General features: G+C 72.2%; 20 protein-coding genes and 2 pseudogenes. 14 read left to right on the top strand and 8 right to left on the bottom strand.

What is annotated here, in order from left to right; genetic code table 11:
• Window positions 1–375, bottom strand: a 375-nt coding sequence (locus ACFWY6_RS20390; protein ID WP_384692156.1) for a dihydrofolate reductase family protein, incomplete at its 3' end; no start/stop codon positions are given.
• Window positions 376–756: 381 nt separating this feature from the next.
• Here ACFWY6_RS20390 and ACFWY6_RS20385 point away from each other — a divergent pair.
• The 7 genes from ACFWY6_RS20385 (at window position 757) to ACFWY6_RS20355 (ending at window position 9,359) form a co-directional block, all read left to right on the top strand.
• On the top strand, window positions 757–1,572 hold the full coding sequence (locus ACFWY6_RS20385) for an SDR family NAD(P)-dependent oxidoreductase (RefSeq protein WP_384692153.1): 816 nt from the start codon (window positions 757–759) through the stop codon (window positions 1,570–1,572).
• A gap of 158 nt (window positions 1,573–1,730) precedes the next feature.
• Window positions 1,731–2,318: a hypothetical protein gene (locus tag ACFWY6_RS20380; protein WP_384692151.1), complete on the top strand. Its 588-nt coding sequence runs from the start codon at window positions 1,731–1,733 to the stop codon at window positions 2,316–2,318.
• 160 nt (window positions 2,319–2,478) lie between these two features.
• A complete protein-coding gene (mutA, locus tag ACFWY6_RS20375) occupies window positions 2,479–4,329 on the top strand; it encodes a methylmalonyl-CoA mutase small subunit (protein ID WP_384692148.1) in 1,851 nt (616 codons plus the stop codon).
• Window positions 4,329–6,530 (top strand): methylmalonyl-CoA mutase, encoded by a 2,202-nt coding sequence (gene scpA / locus ACFWY6_RS20370; RefSeq protein WP_384692145.1) that lies wholly within the window; start codon window positions 4,329–4,331, stop codon window positions 6,528–6,530. Before mutA ends, scpA begins: the two co-directional genes overlap by 1 nt.
• 12 nt (window positions 6,531–6,542) lie before the next feature.
• Window positions 6,543–7,544, top strand: a complete 1,002-nt coding sequence (gene meaB, locus ACFWY6_RS20365) for a methylmalonyl Co-A mutase-associated GTPase MeaB (RefSeq protein ID WP_384692143.1) — start codon at window positions 6,543–6,545, stop codon at window positions 7,542–7,544.
• Window positions 7,545–7,755: 211 nt separating this feature from the next.
• Window positions 7,756–8,829: an enoyl-CoA hydratase/isomerase family protein gene (locus ACFWY6_RS20360; protein WP_384692141.1), complete on the top strand. Its 1,074-nt coding sequence runs from the start codon at window positions 7,756–7,758 to the stop codon at window positions 8,827–8,829.
• Window positions 8,826–9,359: a GNAT family N-acetyltransferase gene (locus tag ACFWY6_RS20355; RefSeq protein ID WP_384692138.1), complete on the top strand. Its 534-nt coding sequence runs from the start codon at window positions 8,826–8,828 to the stop codon at window positions 9,357–9,359. The genes ACFWY6_RS20360 and ACFWY6_RS20355 overlap by 4 nt, the downstream gene beginning before the upstream one ends.
• Here the strand turns inward: ACFWY6_RS20355 and ACFWY6_RS20350 are convergent.
• The 3 genes from ACFWY6_RS20350 to ACFWY6_RS20340 form a co-directional block, all read right to left on the bottom strand.
• Entirely contained in the window at window positions 9,337–9,807 is a 471-nt protein-coding gene (locus ACFWY6_RS20350; protein WP_384692135.1) for a hypothetical protein, read from the bottom strand. The two genes, ACFWY6_RS20355 and ACFWY6_RS20350, sit on opposite strands and share 23 nt — an antisense overlap.
• 97 nt (window positions 9,808–9,904) lie before the next feature.
• Window positions 9,905–10,642: an ABC transporter permease gene (locus ACFWY6_RS20345; protein WP_384692133.1), complete on the bottom strand. Its 738-nt coding sequence runs from the start codon at window positions 10,640–10,642 to the stop codon at window positions 9,905–9,907.
• A gap of 2 nt (window positions 10,643–10,644) precedes the next feature.
• Window positions 10,645–11,577: an ABC transporter ATP-binding protein gene (locus ACFWY6_RS20340; RefSeq protein ID WP_384692130.1), complete on the bottom strand. Its 933-nt coding sequence runs from the start codon at window positions 11,575–11,577 to the stop codon at window positions 10,645–10,647.
• Between the two features lie 108 nt (window positions 11,578–11,685).
• Here ACFWY6_RS20340 and ACFWY6_RS20335 point away from each other — a divergent pair, with 108 nt between their 5' ends.
• The 3 genes from ACFWY6_RS20335 to ACFWY6_RS20325 all read left to right on the top strand — a co-directional run bounded on the left by ACFWY6_RS20335 (window position 11,686) and on the right by ACFWY6_RS20325 (window position 14,856).
• Window positions 11,686–12,900 carry a sensor histidine kinase gene (locus tag ACFWY6_RS20335; protein ID WP_384692127.1) on the top strand — a complete coding sequence of 405 codons (1,215 nt, stop codon included), beginning with the start codon at window positions 11,686–11,688 and terminating at the stop codon, window positions 12,898–12,900.
• A 14-nt stretch (window positions 12,901–12,914) separates the two neighbouring features.
• Window positions 12,915–13,577, top strand: coding sequence for a response regulator transcription factor (locus tag ACFWY6_RS20330; RefSeq protein ID WP_266869283.1), 663 nt, complete (start codon window positions 12,915–12,917; stop codon window positions 13,575–13,577).
• Window positions 13,578–13,698: 121 nt separating this feature from the next.
• The gene (locus tag ACFWY6_RS20325) at window positions 13,699–14,856 is read left to right on the top strand and encodes an ROK family transcriptional regulator (RefSeq protein WP_266869282.1); all 1,158 of its coding nucleotides are present in this window, start codon (window positions 13,699–13,701) and stop codon (window positions 14,854–14,856) included.
• Between the two features lie 711 nt (window positions 14,857–15,567).
• Here ACFWY6_RS20325 and ACFWY6_RS20320 read toward each other — a convergent pair.
• Both ACFWY6_RS20320 and sigJ read right to left on the bottom strand, forming a co-directional pair.
• The gene (locus ACFWY6_RS20320) at window positions 15,568–16,329 is read right to left on the bottom strand and encodes a GntR family transcriptional regulator (RefSeq protein WP_266869281.1); all 762 of its coding nucleotides are present in this window, start codon (window positions 16,327–16,329) and stop codon (window positions 15,568–15,570) included.
• Between the two features lie 266 nt (window positions 16,330–16,595).
• Window positions 16,596–17,486, bottom strand: coding sequence for an RNA polymerase sigma factor SigJ (gene sigJ, locus ACFWY6_RS20315; protein ID WP_384692122.1), 891 nt, complete (start codon window positions 17,484–17,486; stop codon window positions 16,596–16,598).
• Between the two features lie 193 nt (window positions 17,487–17,679).
• Here sigJ and ACFWY6_RS20310 point away from each other — a divergent pair, with 193 nt between their 5' ends.
• On the top strand, window positions 17,680–18,525 hold the full coding sequence (locus tag ACFWY6_RS20310; protein WP_384692120.1) for an alpha/beta fold hydrolase: 846 nt from the start codon (window positions 17,680–17,682) through the stop codon (window positions 18,523–18,525).
• Between the two features lie 24 nt (window positions 18,526–18,549).
• Here ACFWY6_RS20310 and ACFWY6_RS20305 read toward each other — a convergent pair.
• Window positions 18,550–19,386: pseudogene (locus ACFWY6_RS20305) on the bottom strand (DMT family transporter); the annotation flags it as partial.
• A gap of 94 nt (window positions 19,387–19,480) precedes the next feature.
• Here ACFWY6_RS20305 and ACFWY6_RS20300 point away from each other — a divergent pair.
• Window positions 19,481–21,040, top strand: a complete 1,560-nt coding sequence (locus ACFWY6_RS20300) for a PLP-dependent aminotransferase family protein (RefSeq protein ID WP_384692117.1) — start codon at window positions 19,481–19,483, stop codon at window positions 21,038–21,040.
• Here the strand turns inward: ACFWY6_RS20300 and ACFWY6_RS20295 are convergent.
• Complete coding sequence (locus ACFWY6_RS20295; protein ID WP_384692114.1) at window positions 20,998–21,408, bottom strand: VOC family protein; 411 nt, start codon at window positions 21,406–21,408, stop codon at window positions 20,998–21,000. The two genes, ACFWY6_RS20300 and ACFWY6_RS20295, sit on opposite strands and share 43 nt — an antisense overlap.
• Before the next feature lie 285 nt (window positions 21,409–21,693).
• On the opposite strand from ACFWY6_RS20295, the gene ACFWY6_RS20290 reads away from it, so the two are divergent.
• On the top strand, window positions 21,694–23,277 hold the full coding sequence (locus ACFWY6_RS20290; RefSeq protein WP_384692111.1) for an alkaline phosphatase D family protein: 1,584 nt from the start codon (window positions 21,694–21,696) through the stop codon (window positions 23,275–23,277).
• A 153-nt stretch (window positions 23,278–23,430) separates the two neighbouring features.
• Window positions 23,431–23,615: pseudogene (locus ACFWY6_RS20285) on the top strand (hypothetical protein); the annotation flags it as partial.

Genomic DNA, 23,615 nt, shown 5'->3' with positions numbered 1-23,615 from the left:
TATCCCGGCGGCGCCGATGTGGTTGGGGGCGCCACCGACCATCGGCGGCGGCTCGCGCGCGTGGGGGGTGAGGCCGAAGACCGGGGCGTGGAACGGCGGATCGTCGCCCCACCAGCCGTTCCACTTCCGGTCCCACGCGCCGCGTACGGGGCCGAACATGTTGCGGCCCATGATGAACGCCTCGGCCGCGCCCAGCTGGTCGACCTCGGCCCGGTTCTCCTCCGGTGTCTCGAACATCCAGGCGTGCAGCTTGTTGCCCCAGCCGTCGCCGCCGTCGGCGCCGAACGGGCGTTCCTCGGTCTGGTCGGGCCCGGCCGAGTACCCGTCGGCGGAGATCGTGAGGTCGCAGATCACCCTGCCCCTGTGTTCGGTCATCGCTCTCTCTCCTCCTCGGAGCGGCCTGCGTCACCGTCTCGGTGAGCTTCCCGTCAAGCATCCGCGAAGAGGAACGCGAGCGCCCGTCAGAGCCTCATCAAGGACCACGCCGTCCTCTTGAGACGCGGGCGTCCCGCCGGTTGGATGAGGGACGTGAACAGCTTCTCGCGCCGTGACGACCGGCCGCCTCATACGGCGGTGCCGGTTCCGCGCGCTGTTCACCCGACGGTGCGCTGACACCGCACCTCTTCCAACGGCCGTACGCGGCCTGCGCGTTGCCCGCGCCTGCGCACACGCACAGCCCCCACCCGGGGCCGTCTGGCCTGCGTCGCGCCCACTCACGCATCCTCACGAACCCTCATGAACCCCAGGAACAAGACAATGTCTTCTGCACCACTGTCCGGACGGACCTTCCTGATCACCGGAGCCACCTCCGGGATCGGCTACGAGACCGCTCGCCTCCTCGCCGAACGCGGCGCCACCGTGCTGGTGCACGGCCGCACCGCCGATGACGCGCAGGCGGCGGCCGACCGCCTCGTCGCCACCGCCGGCATCGACGCCGACCGGCTCCGCGCGTTCGCCGCCGACTTCACCCGCCTCGACGAGGTCGAGCGCCTGGCGCACCGCGTGGTGGCCGAACACCCGCGGCTGGACGTCCTGGTGAACAACGCGGGCATGGCAGCCCCGGAGCGGCACACCATCACCCCGGACGGCAACGAGATCGCCTTCCAGGTGAACTTCCTCGCGCACTACCTGCTCACCGGACTCCTTGAGCCCGCGCTCACGACCGACCCCGGTGGCCGCGTCGTCAACGTCTCGTCCTCGCTGCACCGCACGGCGTCCATCCAGTGGAACGACCCGAACCGCGCCCGCCGTTACTCGCGGCTCGCCGCGTACGCGCAGTCGCAGCTCGCGCTGACGGTCTTCGCTTCGGACCCGCGCGTCACGGCGGTCTCGGTGCACCCCGGCGTGTGCGAGACGGCGCTGATGCCGTTGTACGCCAACGAGGGCGTGTCCCCGGCGCAGGGCGCGGCGCATGTGGTGCGGCTGTGCGACCCGGCGACGGAGATCGTCAACGGCGCGTACTACGACCGTGAAGAGCGGGTCGAGCCGGCCGCGGCCGCCACGGAGGACCGCACCGTCAAGCGCCTCAGCAAGCTCGCGGACCTGCTGGTCGGCCACACCGCCACCACTTGAAGAGGCCGGCTGAAGGGCGCCGGCGCGCGTACGTCCACCACGTCACCGGCAGCCCTGCCGTCAGGCGGTCGTCAACGTGGCCGGGTGCGGCGTCAGTGGCGCGTCAAGGGTCGGGCGCGGCGGTGCACCTGGTCCTGTGACGCCCCTAGCGTCGCCTCATGGCCCGACGCATGACGCGCCCCGCACGGCGCACCCCCGGTGGCCCGGAGACTCCCGGCCCCACGGAGCACGACCCGTGCACGCACGCCCCGTGGACGCACGACCGCACCTGGGCCGGTGACGCCCGCTCCGCCGCGGCGTGCGGCGCGCTGCTCTTCGGGCTGCTGCTCGTGCTCGACGCGGCGACCGGCCGGCTCGACGTCCGGGGCGCGCTCCTGTGGCTCGGCCTGGGCGCGCTGCTCTTCGCCGTCCTGACACCTCCGCGTGTCAGGGCCCGCCCGGAGGTCCTGGTCTCCCAGGGCCTGCTGCGGCGGCGGTGCGTCCGGCTCGACGGCCTTGTCGCCGTGCGCCGCGACGACGGCATCGCGCCGCGCCTCGTCCTGCGGGACGCCTCCGGCGGACAGGTCGTGCTCGACCCCGACGTACTGATCGCCAATCCGCCGCTGTGGCGTCTCGTGGCGGACGGCGCCCGGACGTCCGCCGAGCGTGGATCGCTGCTGTGCGGGGCGACGGCGCTGCGCCGGATCGCGGAGCGCGTCGAACATGACAGAGCCGAAGCGGTCTTCAGGGCGTCCGGGCTCCACTAGCCGAGGCACGCGGGGGCCGCCGAGGGACGCGTATGCGCCGGTCAGAGGCGCCCTCCGCCGTAGCCGTCCGCTCGTTTGAGATCAAGAGAGTTCGGAAGAGGTCAAGGTCACAGCCCTACCCGGCACCGAGTGCCAGGGATTCCGCCCTAGCATCATGCCCATGACGGTCCTGCCTGACGACGGGCTTTCGCTGGCCGCCGAGTTCCCTGATGCGACCCATGAGCAGTGGCAGCGCCTGGTGGAAGGCGTACTGCGCAAATCGGGTAAGGACGTATCGGGATCGGCCGCCGAGGAAGCGCTGTCCACCGCGCTCGAGGACGGGCTCAGCACCCGCCCCTTGTACACCGCCCGAGAAGCCGCGCCCGACGCCGGCTACCCGGGTTTCGCCCCCTTTGTCCGGGGCGGCGGCGCCGCGGGCACTGCCGCGTCCGGCTGGGACGTACGCCAGCGGCACGCGACCACGGACCCGGCGCGGACCAACGAGACGGTGCTCGCGGACCTGGAGAACGGCGTCACGTCGCTCTGGCTCGGCGTGGGCGCAGGCGCGCTTCCGGTGTCCGGACTCGCCCGGGCGCTCGACGGCGTCTTTCTCGACCTGGCCCCCGTCGCCCTGGACGCGGGCGCCGAATTCGAGCCCGCCGCACGTGAGTTGTTCCGTCTGTACGAGGAGCGCGGCATCGCCGAGGACACGGCGCGCGGCACCCTGGGCGCGGACCCGCTCGGGCACGAGGCGCGCACCGGTGAGCGGCTCGACGCCGCGGCCGCCGTCGAGCTGGCCCGCGTCTGCGGGGAGCGGTACCCGAACCTGCGGGCGCTGACCGTGGACGCCCTGCCGTACCACGAGGCGGGCGGCTCGGCCGCGCAGGAGCTCGGCGCCTCCCTGGCCACGGGCGTGGCCTACCTGCGCGAGCTGACCGGCGCCGGGCTCTCGGTCGAAGCGGCCTGCGCCCAGCTGGAGTTCCGGTACGCGGCCACCGCCGACCAGTTCCTGACCATCGCCAAGCTGCGTGCCGCGCGGCGCCTGTGGGCGCGGGTGGCCGAGGTCTGCGGTGCTCCGCAGGCCGGTGCCCAGCGGCAGCACGCCGTGACGTCGCCGGTGATGATGTCGCGCCGTGATCCGTGGGTGAACATGCTGCGGACGACGGTGGCCTGCCTCGGCGCGGGTGTCGGCGGCGCCGACGCCGTGACCGTCCTGCCGTTCGACCACTCGCTGGGCCTGCCGGACGCCTTCGCGCGCCGTATCGCCCGCAACACGTCGACGATCCTCCTGGAGGAGTCGCATCTGGCCCGGGTGATCGACCCGGCGGGCGGCTCCTGGTACGTGGAGCGGTTCACGGACGAACTCGCCCACGCAGCCTGGGAGTTCTTCCAGGAGATCGAGGGCGCGGGCGGCCAGGCCGCGGCCCTGCGCTCCGGTCTGGTCGGCGAGCGTCTCGCCGCGACCTGGGCCAAGCGCAGCAAGAAGCTCGCCACGCGCCGTGAACCGATCACCGGTGTCAGCGAGTTCCCGAATCTGACGGAGCGTCCGGTCGAGCGCGAGGCCTCCCCCGCGGAGCCGTCGGGCGGGCTGCCGCGCGTGCGCCGCGACGAGGCGTACGAAGCGCTGCGCGCCCGTTCGGACGCGCACCTCGCGGCGACCGGGGCCCGCCCCCGCGTGTTCCTCGCCGCGCTCGGCCCCGCCGCCGCGCACACCGCACGGGCCTCGTTCGCCGCCAACCTCTTCCAGGCCGGCGGCATCGAAGCCGTCCACGACCCGGTGTCGGTGGACGCGACGACGGCCGCCGAGGCCTTCAAGGCCAGCGGCGCGACGGTGGCGTGCCTCTGTTCCAGCGACGCGCTCTACGAGGAGCAGGCCGAAGCGGTCGCCGATGCGCTCAAGTCGGCAGGCGCGCAAAGGGTGTTCCTCGCCGGACGCCCCGCCGAGCACAAAGCCGTCGACGCGTACGTCTTCGCGGGCTGTGACGCCGTGTCCGTGCTCTCCTCCACCCTCGACCACATGGGAGTGGCGTAATGCGGATCCCCGACTTCTCCGGTGTCGACCTGACCTCGGAGGCTCCCTCCGACGTCTCCAAGGACCAGTGGCGCAGCGCCGTCAAGGAGTCCTCGGGCAAGGCCGACGACGACCTCCTGTGGGAGACCCCGGAAGGCATCGCGGTCAAGCCGCTGTACACGGGCGCCGACCTGGAGGGCCTCGACTTCCTCCAGACGTATCCGGGTGTGGCGCCGTATCTGCGCGGCCCCTACCCCACGATGTACGTCAACCAGCCCTGGACGATCCGGCAGTACGCGGGATTCTCCACGGCCGAGGAGTCCAACGCCTTCTACCGCCGCAACCTCGCGGCAGGACAGAAGGGCCTCTCGGTCGCCTTCGACCTGCCGACGCACCGCGGCTATGACAGCGACCACCCGCGCGTGACGGGCGACGTCGGCATGGCGGGCGTCGCGATCGACTCCATCTACGACATGCGCCAGCTCTTCGACGGCATCCCGCTGGACAAGATGACGGTGTCGATGACGATGAACGGCGCGGTGCTTCCCGTACTCGCCCTCTACATCGTGGCCGCCGAGGAACAGGGCGTACCGCCCGAGAAGCTGGCCGGGACCATCCAGAACGACATTCTCAAAGAGTTCATGGTCCGCAACACCTACATCTATCCGCCCAAGCCATCGATGCGGATCATCTCCGACATCTTCGCGTACACCTCGCAGAAGATGCCGCGCTACAACTCCATCTCGATCTCCGGCTATCACATCCAAGAGGCGGGCGCGACGGCCGACCTGGAGCTCGCGTACACCCTCGCCGACGGCGTGGAGTACCTGCGGGCCGGTCAGGAAGCGGGCCTGGACGTCGACGCGTTCGCGCCGCGGCTCTCCTTCTTCTGGGCGATCGGCATGAACTTCTTCATGGAGGTCGCCAAGCTCCGCGCGGCGCGCCTCCTGTGGGCGAAGCTGGTCAAGCAGTTCGACCCGAAGAACGCCAAGTCGCTCTCCCTGCGCACCCATTCGCAGACCTCCGGCTGGTCGCTCACCGCGCAGGACGTGTTCAACAACGTCACGCGTACGTGCGTCGAGGCGATGGCGGCGACCCAGGGCCACACCCAGTCGCTGCACACGAACGCACTGGACGAGGCGCTCGCCCTGCCGACCGACTTCTCCGCGCGCATCGCCCGCAACACCCAGCTGCTCATCCAGCAGGAGTCGGGCACGACGCGGACCATCGACCCGTGGGGCGGCAGCGCCTACGTCGAGAAGCTCACGCACGACCTGGCGCGCCGCGCCTGGCAGCACATCGAGGAGGTCGAGGCGGCCGGCGGCATGGCCAAGGCCATCGACGCGGGCATCCCGAAGCTGCGCGTCGAGGAGGCCGCGGCCCGCACCCAGGCGCGGATCGACTCCGGACGCCAGCCGGTCATCGGCGTCAACAAGTACCGCGTGGAGACGGACGAGCAGATCGACGTCCTGAAGGTCGACAACTCGTCCGTACGCAGCCAGCAGATCGCCAAGCTGAAGCGGCTGCGCGAGGAGCGCGACGAGGCGGCCTGCCAGGACGCGCTGCGGGCGCTGACGGCGGCTGCCGAGCGGGCCCCCGGTCCGGGCCTGGAGGGCAACCTCCTCGCACTGGCGGTCGACGCGGCCCGCGCCAAGGCGACCGTCGGCGAGATCTCGGACGCCTTGGAGGCCACGTATGGCCGCCACGCGGGGCAGATCCGTACGATCTCCGGTGTGTACCGCACCGAAGCAGGCTCGTCCCCGTCCGTGGAGCGCACCCGTACGCTCGTCGAGTCCTTCGAAGAGGCCGAGGGGCGCAGGCCGCGCATCCTGGTCGCCAAGATGGGCCAGGACGGGCACGACCGCGGCCAGAAGGTCATCGCCACCGCCTTCGCCGACCTCGGCTTCGACGTGGATGTCGGCCCGCTCTTCCAGACCCCGGCGGAGGTCGCGCGCCAGGCCGTGGAGGCGGACGTGCACATCGTCGGCGTCTCCTCGCTGGCGGCGGGGCATCTGACCCTCGTACCGGCGCTGCGCACCGAGCTCGCCGCCGAGGGCCGCGAGGACATCATGATCGTCGTGGGCGGCGTGATCCCGCCGCAGGATGTGCCGACGCTCCTCGAGATGGGCGCGGCGGCCGTCTTCCCGCCCGGCACGGTGATCCCGGATGCGGCGTACGACCTGGTGAAGCGACTTGCGGCCGATCTCGGCCACGAGCTGTGAGCCGGTGAGCCGATGGCCCCGACGATCGACATCGACACGTACGTCAAGGGCGTACTCGACGGGAAGCGGGCGCAGATCGCCCGCGCGATCACACTCGTCGAGTCGACCAGACCTCAACACCGCTCCCTCGCACAGGAGTTGCTGACGCAGCTGCTCCCGCACAGCGGGCGGGCGCGGCGGATCGGCATCAGCGGGGTGCCCGGCGTGGGCAAGTCCACGTTCATCGACGCGCTCGGCACGATGCTGACGGGTCTCGGCCACCGGGTCGCGGTGCTCGCCGTCGACCCGTCATCCACCCGCACGGGCGGCTCGATCCTCGGCGACAAGACGAGGATGGAGCGCCTCGCGGTGGACCCGGCCGCGTTCGTACGCCCGTCCCCCACCGCGGGGACGCTCGGCGGGGTCGCGAAGGCGACGCGCGAGTCCATCGTGGTGATGGAGGCCGCGGGCTACGACGTGGTCCTCGTGGAGACGGTGGGCGTGGGCCAGTCGGAGACGGCGGTCGCGAACATGGTCGACTCCTTCCTGCTGCTCAGCCTGGCCCGCACCGGCGACCAGCTCCAGGGCATCAAGAAGGGCGTCCTGGAACTCGCGGACGTCCTCGCGATCAACAAGGCGGACGGCCCGCACGAACGGGACGCCCGCTCGGCGGCCCGTGAACTGGCGGGCGCACTCCGCCTGATGCACCCTGCGGACGCGGCATGGACTCCCCCGGTGCTCAGCTGCAGCGCGCGGGAGTCCAGCGGCCTGGACGAGGTCTGGGACCGCCTGGAGCAGCACCGCACACTCCTGGACTCCACGGGCCGCCTGTCCGCCAAGCGGCGCGACCAGCAGGTCGACTGGACCTGGACCATGGTCCAGGACGAACTCCTGGACCGCCTCCGCGCCCACACCGAGGTACGGCTGCTGGCCCCTGGCCTTGAACAGGGTGTGCGGGAGGGGACGTTGACGGCGACGTCGGCGGCGGAGCGGATCCTGGAGGCGTTTCAGGGGATCGGAGGGGCGGGGCAGTGAGCCGGTTTCCAGCTGCGGGTGCGTCGTGGCTGGTCGCGCCCACGCGGCGGAGCCGCACATGTCACAGCCCCGCGCCCCTTCGGGCGCGGCCCGCGGCCTGCGGGGGCCGGCCGCCCTCCCTCGCGCTCGCGCCTTAGGCTCGGGCAACGTGACAGCCGTCCGCACGCGTGCTTTCACGCCCAAACGCCCAGCGAAGGAGCTAGCTCACCCCATGACGCCCGACTCCGTCGACGCCACCGCCCCAGTCCTCCTGCACACCCGCGGCCGCGCAGCGCACATCGTCCTCAATCGACCGCGGGCCATCAACGCCCTCAACCACACCATGGTGCGCCTCATGGACGACGCCCTCGCCGCGTGGGAGCGGGACGACGCGATCCGGACCGTGGTGCTCACCGGGGCCGGCGAGCGGGGGCTGTGCGCCGGGGGTGACATCCGCTCCATCCACGACGACATCCGTGCGGGCGGCGGCGCCGCATCGGTGGCCTTCTGGCGCGACGAGTACCGGCTCAACGCCCGCATCGCCCGCTTCCCGAAGCCGTACGTCGCCGTGATGGACGGCATCGTGATGGGCGGCGGTGTCGGCGTATCGGCGCACGGCGGCGTGCGGATCGTCACCGAGCGGTCCCGGATCGCCATGCCGGAGACCGGCATCGGCTTCGTGCCGGACGTCGGCGGCACCTATCTGCTGACGCGGACGCCCGGCGAGCTCGGCACCCATCTCGCGCTGACCGGCACCGCGGTGGGCGCGGCGGACGCGCTGCTGTGCGGCCTCGCCGACCACTACGTACCCTCGGAGCTCATCGCGGAGTTCACCGGGGCGCTGGCCGACTCGGACGTGGACGATGTGCTCGGCACCTACGCGAGCACCGCGCCCGAGGGCGAACTGGCCGCGCACCGCGAGTGGATCGACGCCTGTTACGCCGCCGACTCGGTCGAGGAGATCGTCGGCCGGCTGTACGACTCCGGCGACCCGGCGGCCAAGGAGGCGGCCGAGACCGTCCTCGCCAAGTCCCCCACGTCCTTGAAGGTCACGCTCGCCTCGCTGCGCCGGGCCCGCGCGCTCGCCACTCTTGAGCAAGTCCTCGAGCAGGAGTACCGCGTCTCCCGCACCGCGATCACCGCGCCGGACATGGTGGAGGGCATCCGCGCCCAGGTCGTGGACAAGGATCGCGACCCGCACTGGTCCCCCGCCGAACTCGCCCAGGTGACCGACGCCGAGGTGGTCCGCCACTTCGAACGCCACGGCGAGGGCCTTGGGCTTGCCCCCGCGGAGGGCACCCGTTGACCGTGCTGCTCACGCCGCGTCTCATGCTCCGACGCTGGCGCGAAGCCGACATCGCCCCGATGACCACCATCAACTCCGACCCTGAGGTGATGCGCTGGATCGGCGACGGCTCGGTGCGCGACCAGGAGGAGCAGACGCGGAGCAGCCTGGCGCTGTGGGAACACGGGTGGGAGACCGAGGGGTTCGGCCTTTTCGCCGTGGAGGTCCGTGCCACCGGTGAACTCGCCGGGTTCACCGGTCTGTCCGTGCCGCACTACCTGCCCGAGGTGCTGCCTGCCGTCGAGATCGGCTGGCGTCTCGGCCGCCCCTTCTGGGGGCGGGGCCTGGCCACCGAAGCGGCGCGCGCCGCGCTCGACTTCGGCCTGGGCGACCGCGGCCTGGAGCGGATCGTCAGCATCGTCCAGGTGGGCAACGACGCTTCGGAGCGCGTCATGAACAAGCTCGGCATGCGCGTGGAGCGAGGGACCGTGGATCCTGCCTGCGGCCGCGCCGTACGCGTACACGCCGTCACGGCGGGTCTGTCTCCGTGACCACGGCGAGGAGCTGGAACGGCAGCTCCTTGTCCCACTGGGCGACGGCGAGCGCCACCCATCGCCCGGCGGCCCGCCACAGGTGCACATCCGGGGCCGCGGAGCTCAGCGAGCTCCACGGCTCCGGTATCTCCTCCGCCGGTATCTCCTCCCCGGTGACTTCGTCCCAGTCGGTCAGCATCCGCGAGAAGACGCTCGCGAGGCTGAACACGCCGGGCGCGCCCCAGCGGCCGGTCAGGAGCGCCGAGAGGCCGTCGCGCTCGGCCTCGTACTGCTCCGCGACGGCCTCCCACCGCGAGCCGTCGTCCTCCCAGAACTCCTCGCTCGTGAGTAACTCCGCGATGTAGTAACCGGGACCGCCGGCGACCGCGCCCGACCTGCTGTGCTCCGCGGAGAACTCCCGGGAGCACAGCAGGTCGATCGTCGCGAGGTGCTGTGCCGTACTCATGGCATCCAGTAAAGCGGCCGGCACTGACAACTGGCCCGCTGTCAGGCCCCGCGGAGGTCGCATTCCGGCCGCCCGTCCCGCCCGGCGCGCGGGAGCCTCAGGCGTCGCGCCGCCGCACCGCCCACCACCCGGCGAGCAGCGCGGCCGCCGCCCACGCCGCCGAGACGGCGAGTCCCGCCCAGGGGCCGAGTGTTCCGGTCGGGTCCTCGTGGAGGATCTGCTGGCCCGCCCTGTCGGGCAGGTAGGCGGCGACTCCGCTCGCCACGTCGCCGACCACGAAGGACACGATCAGCGTGAAGGGGATGAGGATGCTCAGGACCGCGACCCCGCTGCGCAGCACCATGGTCAGGCCCGCCGCGAGCAGCGCCATGAGGGCGAGGTAGATCCCGCCGCCGACGCACGCGCGCACCGCCCCTTCATGGCCGAGGCCGATGGCCGCGTCCCCCATGAAGGCCTGCCCGGACAGGAAGGCCGCGAAGCTGGTGACGATCCCCGTGGCCAGGGCGACCGCGCCGACCACCGCGACCTTGGCGCCGTAGAAGAGCCCTCTCCTCGGCACCGCGGAGAGCGAGATCCGCAGGGCGCCGTTCACGTACTCGGACGACATCGCCGTCGTACCGAAGCTGATGGCCGCGATCTGGCCGAAGTTGAGCGCGTAGAAGGCACCGAAGAGCGGTTCGAAGTCGGCGTTGTCCGACTCCGCCTCGCCGACCGCGGCGAACGCGAGGACGGTGATGGCGACGGTGGCGACGAAGACGGAGATCAGCGAACCGAGGCTGGCCCGCACCGACTTGATCTTGATCCACTCCGAGTGGAGCACGGCGGTCGTCGACATGGTCAGGCCTCCTGGCGGGGCTTGGGTGCGGCGGCCGCGAACTCGGTGTCACCGGCCGTGAGGGAGAGATACGCCTGCTCCAAGGAGGCCTGCTCGTCGGAGAGTTCGAGGATGGGGATGCCGTGCCCGGCCGCGATCGACCCGATCTCCTCGGCCTTCACGCCGTCGACGCGCCAGCGGCCGTCGTCCCCCGCCACCAACGCGTGCCCCTTTCCAGCCAGGACGTCGCGCAGGCGGTCGTGCTCCGGAGTGCGCAGCCTGACCCGGGGTCTGCTGTGGGCCTCGATGAAATCCCGCATCGGGGTGTCGGCGAGCAGCCTGCCCCTGCCGAGGACGACGAGGTCGTCGGCGAACGTGGCCGTCTCGTTCATGAGATGGCTGGACACAAGCACCGTGCGACCCTCGCGGGCGAGCCTGCGCATCAACTCGCGGATCCAGATGATGCCTTCGGGGTCCAGGCCGTTGGACGGCTCGTCCAGGAGCACGACGCGCGGGTCGCCGAGCAGTGCGCCCGCGATGCCCAGACGCTGGCGCATGCCCAGGGAGTACGTCTTGATGCGGCGCCCTGCCACCTTGGTGAGCCCCGTCTCCTCCAGGACCTCGTCCACGCGGCGCACGGCGATGCGGTTGCTGACGGCGAGGGCGAGCAGGTGGTTGCGTGCGGTGCGCGAGCCGTGGGCGGCCTGGGCGTCGAGCAGCGCTCCCACGTGGCGCAGGGGTTCGTCGAGGGACGCGTAGGGGCGGCCGCCGACCGTCGCGGTCCCCGAGGTGGGCCGGTCGAGGCCGAGGAGGAGGCGCATGGTGGTGGACTTGCCGGCGCCGTTGGGGCCGAGGAATCCGGTGACCCGGCCCGGCCGGACGGTGAACGTCAGTCCGTCGACCGCGCGGGTGGTGCCGTACTCCTTGGTGAGCTCTTGGACGTCGATGCTGGTCATGGGCCCAGCCTCGCGGCCGCGGAGTCATCTGGGCTTCCCCCGCCCGGGGATTCCCTCTCCCCCTCACGGGGGAGCCGTGTGCCGCCTCCCGCCTGGCACGATGGCGGGATGCCCGGCTTCTTCAGGTCTCTCACGCGCGCCGTCACGTACACCCGGTGGCTGCACATGCTCGTCGGCGCGTGCATCGCGTTGATCTGCGCGTCCGTCTACCCGGGCCTGGACAGTCCCTCGTTCGGTGACTGGATGCTGATCGTGGCGCTGCCCGTCCCGCTGGTCGCCGCGGCGGCCCTGCTGCCCGCGATGCGCAGGGCGGAGGGGCTGCAGGCGCGGCTGATGCTCGTTCCCGGGCAGCACGCGCGCGTAAAGGGCGGCGGCGAGGACTCCGGCATCTCGGTGACGCCGTCGGCCTCTTGGAACGACCGCGGCAGGACGGCGCTGTGGCTGGTGCTGCGCCTGGAGGCGGGGTGCGCGGCCGCCTTCGTCACCGTCCAGTGCCTCGGGTCCGCCCTGGCCCTGCTGGGAGCGTCGACGCAGCCGCCCGAGACCTCCGGCCTGCTCGTCCCGCTGCCCGGCCAGGGCTTGACCAACCTGCTGCTCATGCCGATCCCCGTCCTGGTGCTCATGACGGTGGTCGTGGTGGCGGGACGGCTGATGACCGCCGCCGCCCGCAGGCTGCTCGGCCCCTCGCCCTCCGAGCGGCTTGCCGCCCTGGAGGAGCGCACGGAGCAGCTCCTCGAACGCACCCGGATCGCCCGGGAGCTGCACGACTCCATCGGTCACGCGCTGACCGTGGCGGTCGTCCAGGCGGGCGCCGCGCGGGCCGCCGCCGACCCCGGGTTCACCGACCGCGCCCTCGACGCGATCGAGGAGACCGGCAGGGCCGCCCTCGAAGACCTGGAGCGTGTCCTGCGGGTGCTGCGCGAGGACGAGCGGCCCGCGAGCCGGCGCCCCACGCTCGCCGACGCCGAACGCCTCCTGGAGTCCGCGCGCGCCTCGGGAGCGAAGGTCGACACCGAGGTGACGGGCCCCCTGGAGAGCGTCCCCGGACCGGTGTCCCGGGAGGGCTATCGCATGCTCCAGGAGTCCCTCACCAACGTGCTGCGCCACTCCGGTCCGGTACCGGTGCGGGTGCGGATCGCGGTCGACGACAGGGTCCTGGACATGGACGTGCGCAACGCGCTGCCCGCCGGAACACCGGCTACCGGGCGGGGCGGCAGCGGTCTGCGCGGCATCCGCGAGCGCGCCACGCTGCTCGGCGGCCGAGCCACCACGGGTCCGTACGACGGCGAATGGCAGGTGCACGTCGAACTGCCGCTGGGGTGATCTACGCTGACCGGATGCCGGTCACAGTGCTCCTGGTCGACGACGAACCCCTCGTACGCACGGGCCTGCGCGCCGTTCTGGAGGCGCAGCCCGACATCGAGGTGGTCGGCGAGGCGGCCGACGGCGCCGCGGTGATCCCCCTGGTGCGGCAGCTGCGGCCCGACGTGGTCGCGATGGACGTGCGCATGCCGCTCCTCGACGGCATCGAGGCCACCCGCGCGGTCCTTCGCACGGTGCAGGACCCGCCGAAGATCCTCGTGGTGACGACCTTCGAGAACGACGAGTACGTGTACGAGGCGCTGCGCGCGGGCGCCGACGGTTTCCTGCTCAAGCGCGCCAGGCCCGCCGAGATCGTGAACGCGGTCCGTCTTGTCGCGGAGGGCGAGTCCCTGCTGTTCCCGGCGGCGGTGCGGCAGCTCGCGGGCGAGTACGGGCGCCGCCCCGGCAACGCGGCGGCGCGGGACACGCTCGACCGGGCGGCGCTGACCGAACGCGAGGCGGACGTGCTGCGGCTGATGGCGCGCGGCCTGTCGAACGCGGAGATCGCCGCGGAGCTGATCGTCGGCGCCGAGACGGTCAAGTCCCATGTCAGTTCCGTGCTCGGCAAACTGGGGGCCCGCGACCGGACGCAGGCGGTGATCGCCGCGTACGAATCCGGTTTCGTCGCGCCGGGATGAGGGGCACCTGGATGAAGGGCGCCGACCGGCACTCTCCGTCACGGACGGGCCCGGCACTCGCAGGGGTCCGCCCCGGCGAGTACGATCCGCCCATCATGCGCACGAGCTGGGAGGACGGACGTTGGGGCGGCTGACCGGCGGGGATCCCTCTCTGCTGCGGCGGATCAACTCCGCGGTGGTGCTGCACGCGCTGCGTGCGGCGGACTTCGCGACACTCACCGAGGTCACGCGGGTGACCGGCCTGTCAAGGCCCACCGTCGAGGGGGTCGTCGAGGGGCTCATCGAGGCCGGGCTCGTGGTGGAGACCGCCGCCGAGGAAGGCGCGGCGCGACGCCAGGGCCGGCCCGCACGGAGGTTCCGCTTCCGCGCCGAAGCGGGCCATCTGCTGGGCCTGGAGATCGGCCCGCACCGGGTGGCCGCGGTGTTGTCGGACCTCGACGGCCGGGTCCTTGGCACGACGGCCAAGGACGTGGACGAGACCGCCCCGGCGGACGAACGCATCGAACGCCTGCGCACGGCCGTCGCGGATCTTCTGCGCCGCGCCGGGATCGCCCGCAGCTCACTGCGCGCGGTCGGCGTGGGCAGCCCCGGCATCGTGGAGGCGGACGGCACGGTACGCCTGGGCACGGCCCTTCCGGAGTGGACAGGGCTGCCCCTGGGCGAGCGCCTGCGCCGGTCGTTCAAGTGCCCGGTCCTGGTGGAGAACGACGCGAACACGGCGGCCGTCGCCGAACACTGGAAGGGCGCGGCGACCGAGGTCGACGACGTCGTTTTCGTACTCGCCGGTCTCAGCCCGGGAGCCGGTGCGCTGATCGGGGGACGTCTGCACCGCGGCTACGGCGGCGCGGCCGGCGAGATCGGCGCCCTGCATCTGCTGGGCCGTGACGTCACCCCGGAGACGCTCCTGTCGACCACGGACGAGCCGCTGCACCCGCTCGACGAGCAGGCGGTGGCGGAGGTGTTCGCGCACGCGCGTGAGGGCGACGAACGGGCACGGCAGGCCGTCGAACGGTTCATCCAGCGCCTGGTGCACGACGTGGCGGCCCTGGTCCTCGCCCTGGACCCCGAGCTGGTCGTGGTGGGCGGCTGGGCGGCGGGCCTCGACGGCGTACTGGAGCCGCTACGCCGAGAGCTGGCCCGCTACTGCCTGCGCCCGCCCCGGGTGGCCCTGTCGATGCTCGGCGAGGCAGCGGTGGCAACGGGCGCCCTACGCCTGGCCCTCGACCACGTGGAGGAACAACTCTTCGCAGTGGAGGGAACGGTCACCGCGCGACGTTGAGGCCGCGCGGGTGACTCGGCGTGAGGCCGCGACCGAGGCCGGACAGTCGACTGCACAAGACGCGGCACTCCGGACGACGGTGCCGACGGCGCGCGGCACCTCGCAGTCGACCACACCGAGGAACACCCGTTCACGGTAGAGGGGGACACTCACCGCGCGACGCCGAGGCCGCCCGGAACGCTCGGCGTGAGGCCGCGACTGAGACCGGACAGTCGACTGCACAAGACGCGGCACTCCGGACCACGGCGGCGACGGCGCGCGGCACCTCGCAGTCGACCACAACGAGGAACACCCCTTCGCGGTGAAGGGGACACTCACCACGCGACGCCGAGGCCGCCCGGAAGGCTCAGCGTGAGGCCGCGACTGAGACCGGACGGTCGACTGCACAAGACGCAGCACTCCGGACGACGGTGCCGACGGCGCGCGGCACCTCGCAGTCGACCACACCGAGGAACACCCCTTCGCGGTGAAGGGGACACTCACCACGCGACGCCGAGGCCGCCCGGAAGGCTCAGCGTGAGGCCGCGACTGAGACCGGACAGCCGACTGCACAACACCGGCACTCCGGACCACGGTGCCGACGGCGCGCGGCACCTCGCAGGCGACCACACCGAAGAGCAGCCGTTCACCGTGGAAACGACGTCCACCACGCGACGCCAAGGCTGCGCGGATCCCCGGTGTCAGGCCCCGTCTGAGGACGGGCGGTCCGGATCAGGAGGCGCGCCGCTCCGGGCCATGGTGGATTTCGACGCCGCCTGCGTCGCCGAAGGTGAGGCGGCAGGTGTCGGCGCGGTACGTCGCCATCGAGACCGCGGCCGTGCGGCCCTCGGAGAAGAAGCGGGTCGTCACCACGAGGACCGGTGCTCCGGGCAGGCGGTCGAGTGCCTTGGCGTCGTCCGCGCGGGCCGAGCCGAGCTCGACGGCCCGGTCCTGTCCTTCGAGGCCGAGCCGCTGCAGCTCGCGCAGCACCGCACGCGCGCGTGCCGGTCCCGACGGGGCGTCGATGGCGGAGAGTTCGGGGACCGATGACATCGGTACGTAGAGGAGTTCGGCCGCGACGGGCTGGCCGTGCGAGACGCGGGTGCGGCGCACCACGTGCACCTCCTCCTCGGGGAGGGCCGCAAGCATCCGGGCCACTTCCGCGGGCGGGACCGCCGGCGCGCAGTCCGCAGGCTGCCAGGCGTCGCCGACCGCGCCCGGCCATGTGCCCTGCGCCGATCCGACGGCCACGCCCATCCGCGGCGGGGCGACGGTCGTGCCGACACCGCGGCGCCGCTGCAGCCTGCCTTCCAGCTCCAGTTGCTCGAGCGCCTGACGGAGCGTGGCGCGTGCGACGCCGAACCGGGCGGCGAGATCACGTTCGTTGGGCAGGATCTCGCCGACGGAGAACTCGGAGTCGAGTGCCTCGCTGAGCACTGTCTTGAGGTGCCAGTACTTCGGCTCCGGCGCCGTTTCCAACTGCGTGGTCCCCACCCTGTCCTCCGCAATCGCCGTGTACCGGCGGCGTTTAAGCGCCCTTGTTTATTAAAGGTTCCTGCACTATCTCTGGCGACGATAGGCCCGCACCCACCCTTGGTCAAGACCAATCCTCGATCCGTTACAGCGCGCACAGGGCCGATGCCACAGAGCATTCACGCGATGTTGGCACCGCGTCACGCACTCGTAGCGAACAAGACAAAACCCCCGCCCTGAGTGGACGGGGGTTGGCCGAATGCCGCTATGGGGACGCCAATTGGCCGCTATGCGGCCAGACCGGCGAGTTTGTCCGGGTTGCGGATGATGTAGAGGTCCTTGATCTGGCCCTCGGTGACGTCGAGTTGGAAGACGACGTCCGGCTTTCCGTCGACCAGACCGAGCACCGCACCCGCGCCGTTGAGCTCGACGAAGCGGAACTCGACCTCCGCGTCGGCAGCCAGGCCCTTGCGGCTCGCGCCGACGAGGAAGCGGCCCACCTTGTCGGCCGTCTCGATGATGCGCAGCGGGGCCTTGGCCTTGCCGCCGCTGTCGCCCACCAGGCGGACGTCCGGGGCGAGCAGGGACATCAGCCCGTCCAGGTCGCCTTCGGCCGCCGCCGCCAGGAAGCGCTCCGTCAGGTCCCTGCGCTCGTCCGGGTCGACCTCGTAGCGCGGCCGCTTCTCGTCGACGTGCTTACGGGCCCGCGCGGCGAGCTGCCGCACCGCGGACTCGCCGCGGTCCAGCGTGACGGCGATCTCCGAGAACGGGAACCCGAAGGCCTCCCGCAGCACGAACACCGCACGCTCCAGGGGCGAGAGGGACTCCAGGACGACCAGGACGGCGAGCGACACGGAGTCGGCGAGCACCGCCCGCTCGGCGGTGTCGGGGACGGTCGGCCCGAAGTCCGTGACCAGCGGCTCGGGCAGCCACGGCCCCACATACGACTCACGCCGGGACTGCACGTGCCGCAGCCGGTCGATGGCGAGGCGCGTCGTGACGCGCACCAAATAGGCGCGCGGTTCGCGCACTTGCGCATGGTCGGCCGTCGACCAGCGCAGCCACGCGTCCTGCACCACGTCCTCGGCGTCGGCCACCCGGCCGAGCATGCGGTAGGCCACGCCCATCAGGACGGGCCGGTGTTCTTCGAAGTCGCTGGTCGCGGTGTCCGTTGCCACCCCTCCATCCCAGCCGACGGATCCCCCGCTGTCCAGACGAAAGGGGTGCGGCGCGGCACACACCCCTGAGCCCCGCGGCGCACACCCCTTGAACTCGGAGCTACTGAGCGGTAATTGTTGCTGACAAGGTGTCTACAAGGTGACCGGTTTGTTTTTAGGGGACCGTCGCCCGTCGGCGGGGACAGGAGCAGCAATGGCCACAGAGGTGTCCTTCAGCGTCGAATCGCCCGACGGCCCCCGGACAGTGTCCGTCGCCCACGAACGCGCGGGAAAGGGCGAGCCGCTGCTCCTGCTGCACGGCATCGGCCACCACCTCCAGGCCTGGGACCCGGTGTTCGGGCTTCTCGCCACGGAGTACGACGTCATCGCCGTGGACCTGCCGGGCTTCGGCGCGTCCCCCGCGCTGCCCGACGGTCTCGCGTACAACGCCTCGACGGTGGTGGCCGCGCTCGGCACGCTGTGCGAGACCCTGGAGATCGAGCGCCCGCATGTGGCGGGCAACTCGCTGGGCGGTCTGCTCGCCCTGGAGCTGGGCCGGGAGAAGCTGGTGCGCTCGGTCACCGCGCTCTCCCCCGCCGGGTTCTGGAGCCCCGCCGAGCGGCGGTACGCGTTCACCACGCTGCTCGCGATGCGGCACGGAGCCCGGCTCCTTCCGCTGCCGGCGATCGAGCGGCTCGCGGCGACGGCCGCCGGGCGTGCGGCGCTGACCAGCACCATCTACGCCCGCCCCGGGCGCCGTTCACCCGAGGCCGTGGTCGCCGAGACGCTCGCGCTGCGGGGCGCCACCGGGTTCGAGAAGACGCTGGCCGCAGGCCGCGACGTGCTCTTCGCCGACGACGTGCCCGGGCTTCCGGTCACCGTCGCGTGGGGCACCCGTGACCGGATCCTGCTCCGCCGCCAGGGCATCCGGGCCAAGCACGCCGTCCCCGACGCCCGGCTCGTGCGGCTGCCCGGCTGCGGGCACGTCCCGATGAACGACGACCCCGCCCTGGTCACGCGGGTCATCACCGACACCTGCCGGCGCGCCCCGGCCCCGTAGGACTCCCGAGCCCAGGGCGACACCGGCGCCGACCAGTGCGCTCCCGACGGCCTGCGGGACGCCGTAGGTGCCGGTGCCGACCAGCGGGGCCGTGCAGGCCGCCGCCACGGGAATGAGGCCGGAGAAGAGGGTGGCCCGCTCGGCGCCGATGCGCTGGATGCCGGAGTACCAGCAGACGAACCCGATGACGGTGACGATCGCCGCCTGCCACAGCAGGGCCGCCGCCTCCGTGGCGTCGGGCACCCGAAGCCACCCGCCGCCGTCGACCACGACCCCGATGACGGCGGACTCCACCGCGGCGATCCCGCACACCGTGGCGGACAGGAGCTTCGGGCCGAGCGGCCGCAGGACGGGGACGGCCAGCACCGCGAACCCGACCTCGCCCGCGAGCGCACCCACCGAGAAGACGATGCCCACCGCGTCGGTGCGCCCCCACCCCTGCACAGTGAAGGCACCCGCGGCGACGATCAACGCGCCGTACATGACGGCCCGTTGCGGTCGGCGGCCCTCCAGGAGCGGCACGATGACCGCCACGACGACCGGCGCGCACCCTACGAGGACACCCGGTACGGCAGGTTCCGCCGTGCGTTCGGCTGCGAGGATCGCCAGGTTGAAGCCGACCATGCCGACCGCGGCGAGGAGCGCGAGGCGCCCCCACTGGCGGGGGGCGAGACGGCGCAGCGGTCGGGTGCCGCCGCGCCCGAGCAGCGGCAGGAGCAGCAGGCAGGCCAGGGCGTAGCGGAGGAACTGGCCACCGGCGTACGGATAGTCGCCGAGGAGGCTGTTGGCGGTGAAGGAGCCGCCTACGAGGAGGCAGGCGAGTGCGGCGAGCAGGGAGCCGCGGGTGAGGTTCGCGTTCATGCCCCTGACGCTAGGAACGGACGCGGACCGGTTTAAGGTCCACTTCCAGGGTCTGTTGGGGGACCACTTTCCGGCTCAGGAGGTGCGAGTACCGATGGCATCGGGGTCCGGCCGCGAGGGCCAAGAGGGTGGCGAGGGCGCCGAGAGCGCGCGCACGGCTCCGGGCACCCCGGCATGGGAGCTGCTGCTCCCCGTCGCGGCCGCGCCCGCCCGCGGCCGTGGCCGCAGCCTCCAGTCGGCGCTGCGTGACGCGGTCAGGTCCGGGCGGCTCGCTGCGGGGACGCGGCTGCCGTCGAGCCGTGCGCTCGCCGCCGATCTGGGCGTCTCGCGCGGTCTTGTCACGGAGGCGTACGAGCAGTTGACGGCCGAGGGCTATCTGCGCAGCGACCGCGGGGCGGGGACGTGGGTGGGCGGCGCGGCGCGGGCGGCCGAGCGCGGGGCGCGTGATCTGGCTCCGCGTCCGGTCCACGCGCGCGTGGACTTCATCGCGGGGACCCCCGACCTGTCCCTGTTCCCGCGCTCGGCATGGGCGGCGGCGCACCGCGGCGTCCTGGCCGATCTGCCGCACGACCAGCTCGGCTACCCGGACCCGCGCGGCCTGCCCCGGCTGCGGACGGCCCTTGCGGAACTCCTGACGCGGCGCCGGGGCGTGGTCGCCGACCCGGAGAGCATCGTCGTGTGCTCCGGAGTGGCGCAGGCGATGGCGCTGATCGGGTTCGTGCTGCACGCGCGCGGGGTGCGCACCGTCGGTGTCGAGGACCCCGGAAGCCCGCAGCACGACGAGCTGTTCGCCTCCGCGGGCGTCTCCACGGTGCCGGTGCCTGTCGACGACGAGGGCGTCCTCACCGGCGTACTGAGGGAGCATGGTGTGCGGGCGGTCGTCACCACGCCCGCCCACCAGTTCCCGCTGGGCATCGGGTACTCGGCCCGGCGGCGCGCCGAACTCCTCGACTGGGCCCGCGACGTGGACGGCCTGGTCGTCGAGGACGACTACGACGGTGACTTCCGCTACGACCGCACCCCGGTGGGCGCGCTGCAGGGGCTCGACCCCGGACATGTCGCGTACACCGGATCGGTCAGCAAGTCACTTGCTCCGGGGCTGCGTCTTGGCTGGCTGCTCGTGCCCGACGCGATGACCGATGAGGTCGTCGCCCGCAAGCGCATGATGGACCTCGGCAATCCCGTCCTCGACCAGGCGGTGTTCGCGCGCCTGGTCGAACGCGGGGACTACGACCGGCAGTTGCGCCGCTGCCAGCGTGCCTACCGGGAGCGGCGCGACGCACTGGTCGCGGCGCTCGCGGAGCACTTCCCCGGATCCGAGGTGAGCGGCATCGCCGCCGGGCTCCATGTCATCGCCCGGCTGCCCGGCCGCTGGGGGCCGCAGGAGGCCTTTCTGCGGCGGGCCGCCGCGGCCGGGATCGCGGTGCGGCCCCTGAGCGACTACACGCACGCCGACGACGACGCGGCGCGGGGCCGGGGACTCGCGCTCGTCCTCGGCTACGCCCATCTCTCCCCCGCGCGGCTCGCCGAGGGGGTGCGGTTCCTTGCCGGTGCGGTTCAGGAGTCGGACCACGCCGGTGCGGTTCAGGAGTCGGACCACGCCGGTGCGGTTCAGGAGTTGGACCACGCGCGCGTGCAGAGCACCAGGCGGTAGCCGTCGGGGTCCTCGACGGTGACGCCCCATTCGTTCCAGTACGGATTGGGCGACTGGACGCGCTTGCCGCCGTGCTCCTCCAGGCGCGCCACCATCTCGTCGGGCACGGGCCCGTCGAGGTAGATCACGAGCAGGTCCTCCTCGGTGGGGCGGGGCTGCACGGGATGCGCCGCCTCGTGGACGAGTTCCAGGTGCCAGGAGGCGTCGGGGCGGCCGAGCATGAGCAGGTCGTGCTCGCCGGGAGCGGAACCGCCGTTCGCCTGGTAGACGACGTCGAGGCCGAGCCCGCCCGCCCAGAAGCGCTCCGCCGCCGCGAGGTCGCGGGACGGACGGGCGACGCGGATGTGGCTCTGACCGTTGAACGGCATGGGACTCCCCCTTCGGAGCGGCACGCTCGGCCGCGCACTGCCGGCGCGCTCTGCCGCGCACCGCTGGTGTGAGCGTAGGCAGCGGGTGATCTTGCGGCCATCGGCCGTTCGGTCTCGGTCCGTCGCCCCAGGGGTATGGGCCGGGGGACGTAGGCCATGTGGTGTTCGCACGCCGGTTCCCTTGTCCCCATGGGCAGTTGTTCACTTGTGGTTTGCGTGTGCGCCGCGACGCACCGTTAGTTGTGGCCCTGCACACTGGTCGGACCTGTCACTGGAGGCGCATTCATGTCACACGCGATGCCGAGCCCGTCCCCCCGCCGCCGCAGCGTGCTGCGCGGCTCGCTCGCCCTGCCCGCGGCGCTTGCCGTACCCGCCCTGGCCGGGGCCGCTCCCGCGCTCGCCCGCTCGGGACGTCCGCGGGCCGAGTGGGGCGTGCAGGCCGGTGACGTGACCGCGCACGCGGGCCTGGTGTGGGTGCGCTCCGACCGCCCGGCCCGCATGGTCGTCGAGACCTCCGCCACCGAGTCGTTCCGCAACCCCACCCGCTGGCACGGCCCGGTGCTCGGCCCGGACACGGACTTCACGGGGACCACGCGGCTGCGCGGGCTGCCCGCGGGCGAGCAGATCCACTACCGCGTGGTGCTCGCCGACCCCGACGACCCGAGACGTACCGGGGAACCGGTCACCGGCACCTTCCGTACGCCGCCGAAGGGCCGCAAGGACGGCGTGCGCTTCCTGTGGTCGGGCGACATCGCGGGCCAGGGGTGGGGCATCAACCCGGACCGCGGCGGCTTCACCGTCTTCGAGGACATGCGCCGCAGGAACCCGGACTTCTTCCTGTGCAGCGGCGACACCATCTACGCCGACGGGCCCATCCTGCCGAGCGTCACGCTGCCCGACGGCCGCGTGTGGCGGAACGTGACCACGGAGGAGAAGTCGAAGGTCGCCGAGACGCTCAAGGAGTTCCGCGGCGCCTTCCGCTACAACCTGCTCGACGAGAACGTGCGGCGCTTCAACGCGCAGGTGCCCTCCATCGTGCAGTGGGACGACCACGAGGTGCGCAACAACTGGTATCCGGGGCAGATCCTGGACGACGCGCGTTACACGGAGAAGAACGTGGACGTGCTGGCGGGGCGCTCGCTGCGGGCGTTCAGCGAGTACTTCCCCATCTCCACGCTGCCTGCGGGCGACAAGGACGGGCGGGTGTACCGCGTCCTTCGGCACGGTCCGCTGCTCGACGTGTTCGTCCTCGACATGCGCTCCTACCGCAACGCCAACTCGCCCGGCAGGCAGCCCGACGAGGCCACCGGCATCCTCGGCGCCGAGCAGCTGAGCTGGCTCAAGCGCGAGCTGTCGCGCTCGCGCGCCGTGTGGAAGGTGATCGCATCGGACATGCCGCTCGGTCTGGTCGTGCCCGACGGCAAGGTGAACTTCGAGGCGGTCGCCCAAGGGGATCCCGGCGCGCCCCTCGGGCGGGAGCTGCAGATCGCCGAGCTGCTGCGGCACATCAAGCACCGCGGGATCACGGGGACGCTGTGGCTGACCGCCGATGTGCACTACACGTCGGCGCAGCACTACGACCCGGCGCGGGCGGCGTTCAAGGACTTCGCGCCGTTCTGGGAGTTCGTGTCGGGGCCGCTGGCCGCGGGCGGTTTCCAGGCGCTGAAGCTGGACGGGACGTTCGGTCCCGAGCAGCGGTTCGTGAAGGCGCCGAACCGTGCCAACACCTCGCCGGCCGAGACGCCGCAGTACTTCGGCGAGGTCGACATCGACGGCGGGAGCGGCGAACTGACGGTGCGGCTGCGGCAGGAGGGCGGCGAGGTGCTCTTCAGCAAGGTGCTGCAGCCGGGCCGGGTGGGGCAGGACTGAACTCCCCCCGGGAGCGGTCGGCAGACGTACAGCGAGGGGTCAGGTCCGGACACAAAGTGAGAGCAAAGGGGCACCAAAGGGACAGAAGACCTCTTAACCCATCAGTCACAAAGCGTTCGTGATCACGCAACACCCTTCCTTCACAGTGACGGTATGAGTGCTGACATGTCTGATGTGACGCGAACGAAGCATGGCCGCCCCGTCCACCACTGGCGGCGGGACCTGGTGGAGCTTGCCGCCCTCTTCACGGCCGTGGGCGGGGCGGACGCGGGGGGGGCACGGTACGGGCGCCGCCCCCACCGGCCCGCCCGGCCGCCCCCCACCGCCCGGGGGGTGAT

Origin of the sequence: Streptomyces sp. NPDC059037 (assembly GCF_042740015.1) — a bacterium.
In the GTDB taxonomy this organism is placed as follows: Bacteria; Actinomycetota; Actinomycetes; order Streptomycetales; family Streptomycetaceae; genus Streptomyces.
The sequence above is the reverse complement of the archived record's forward strand: the minus strand, read 5'-3'. Positions and strand labels throughout refer to the sequence as shown.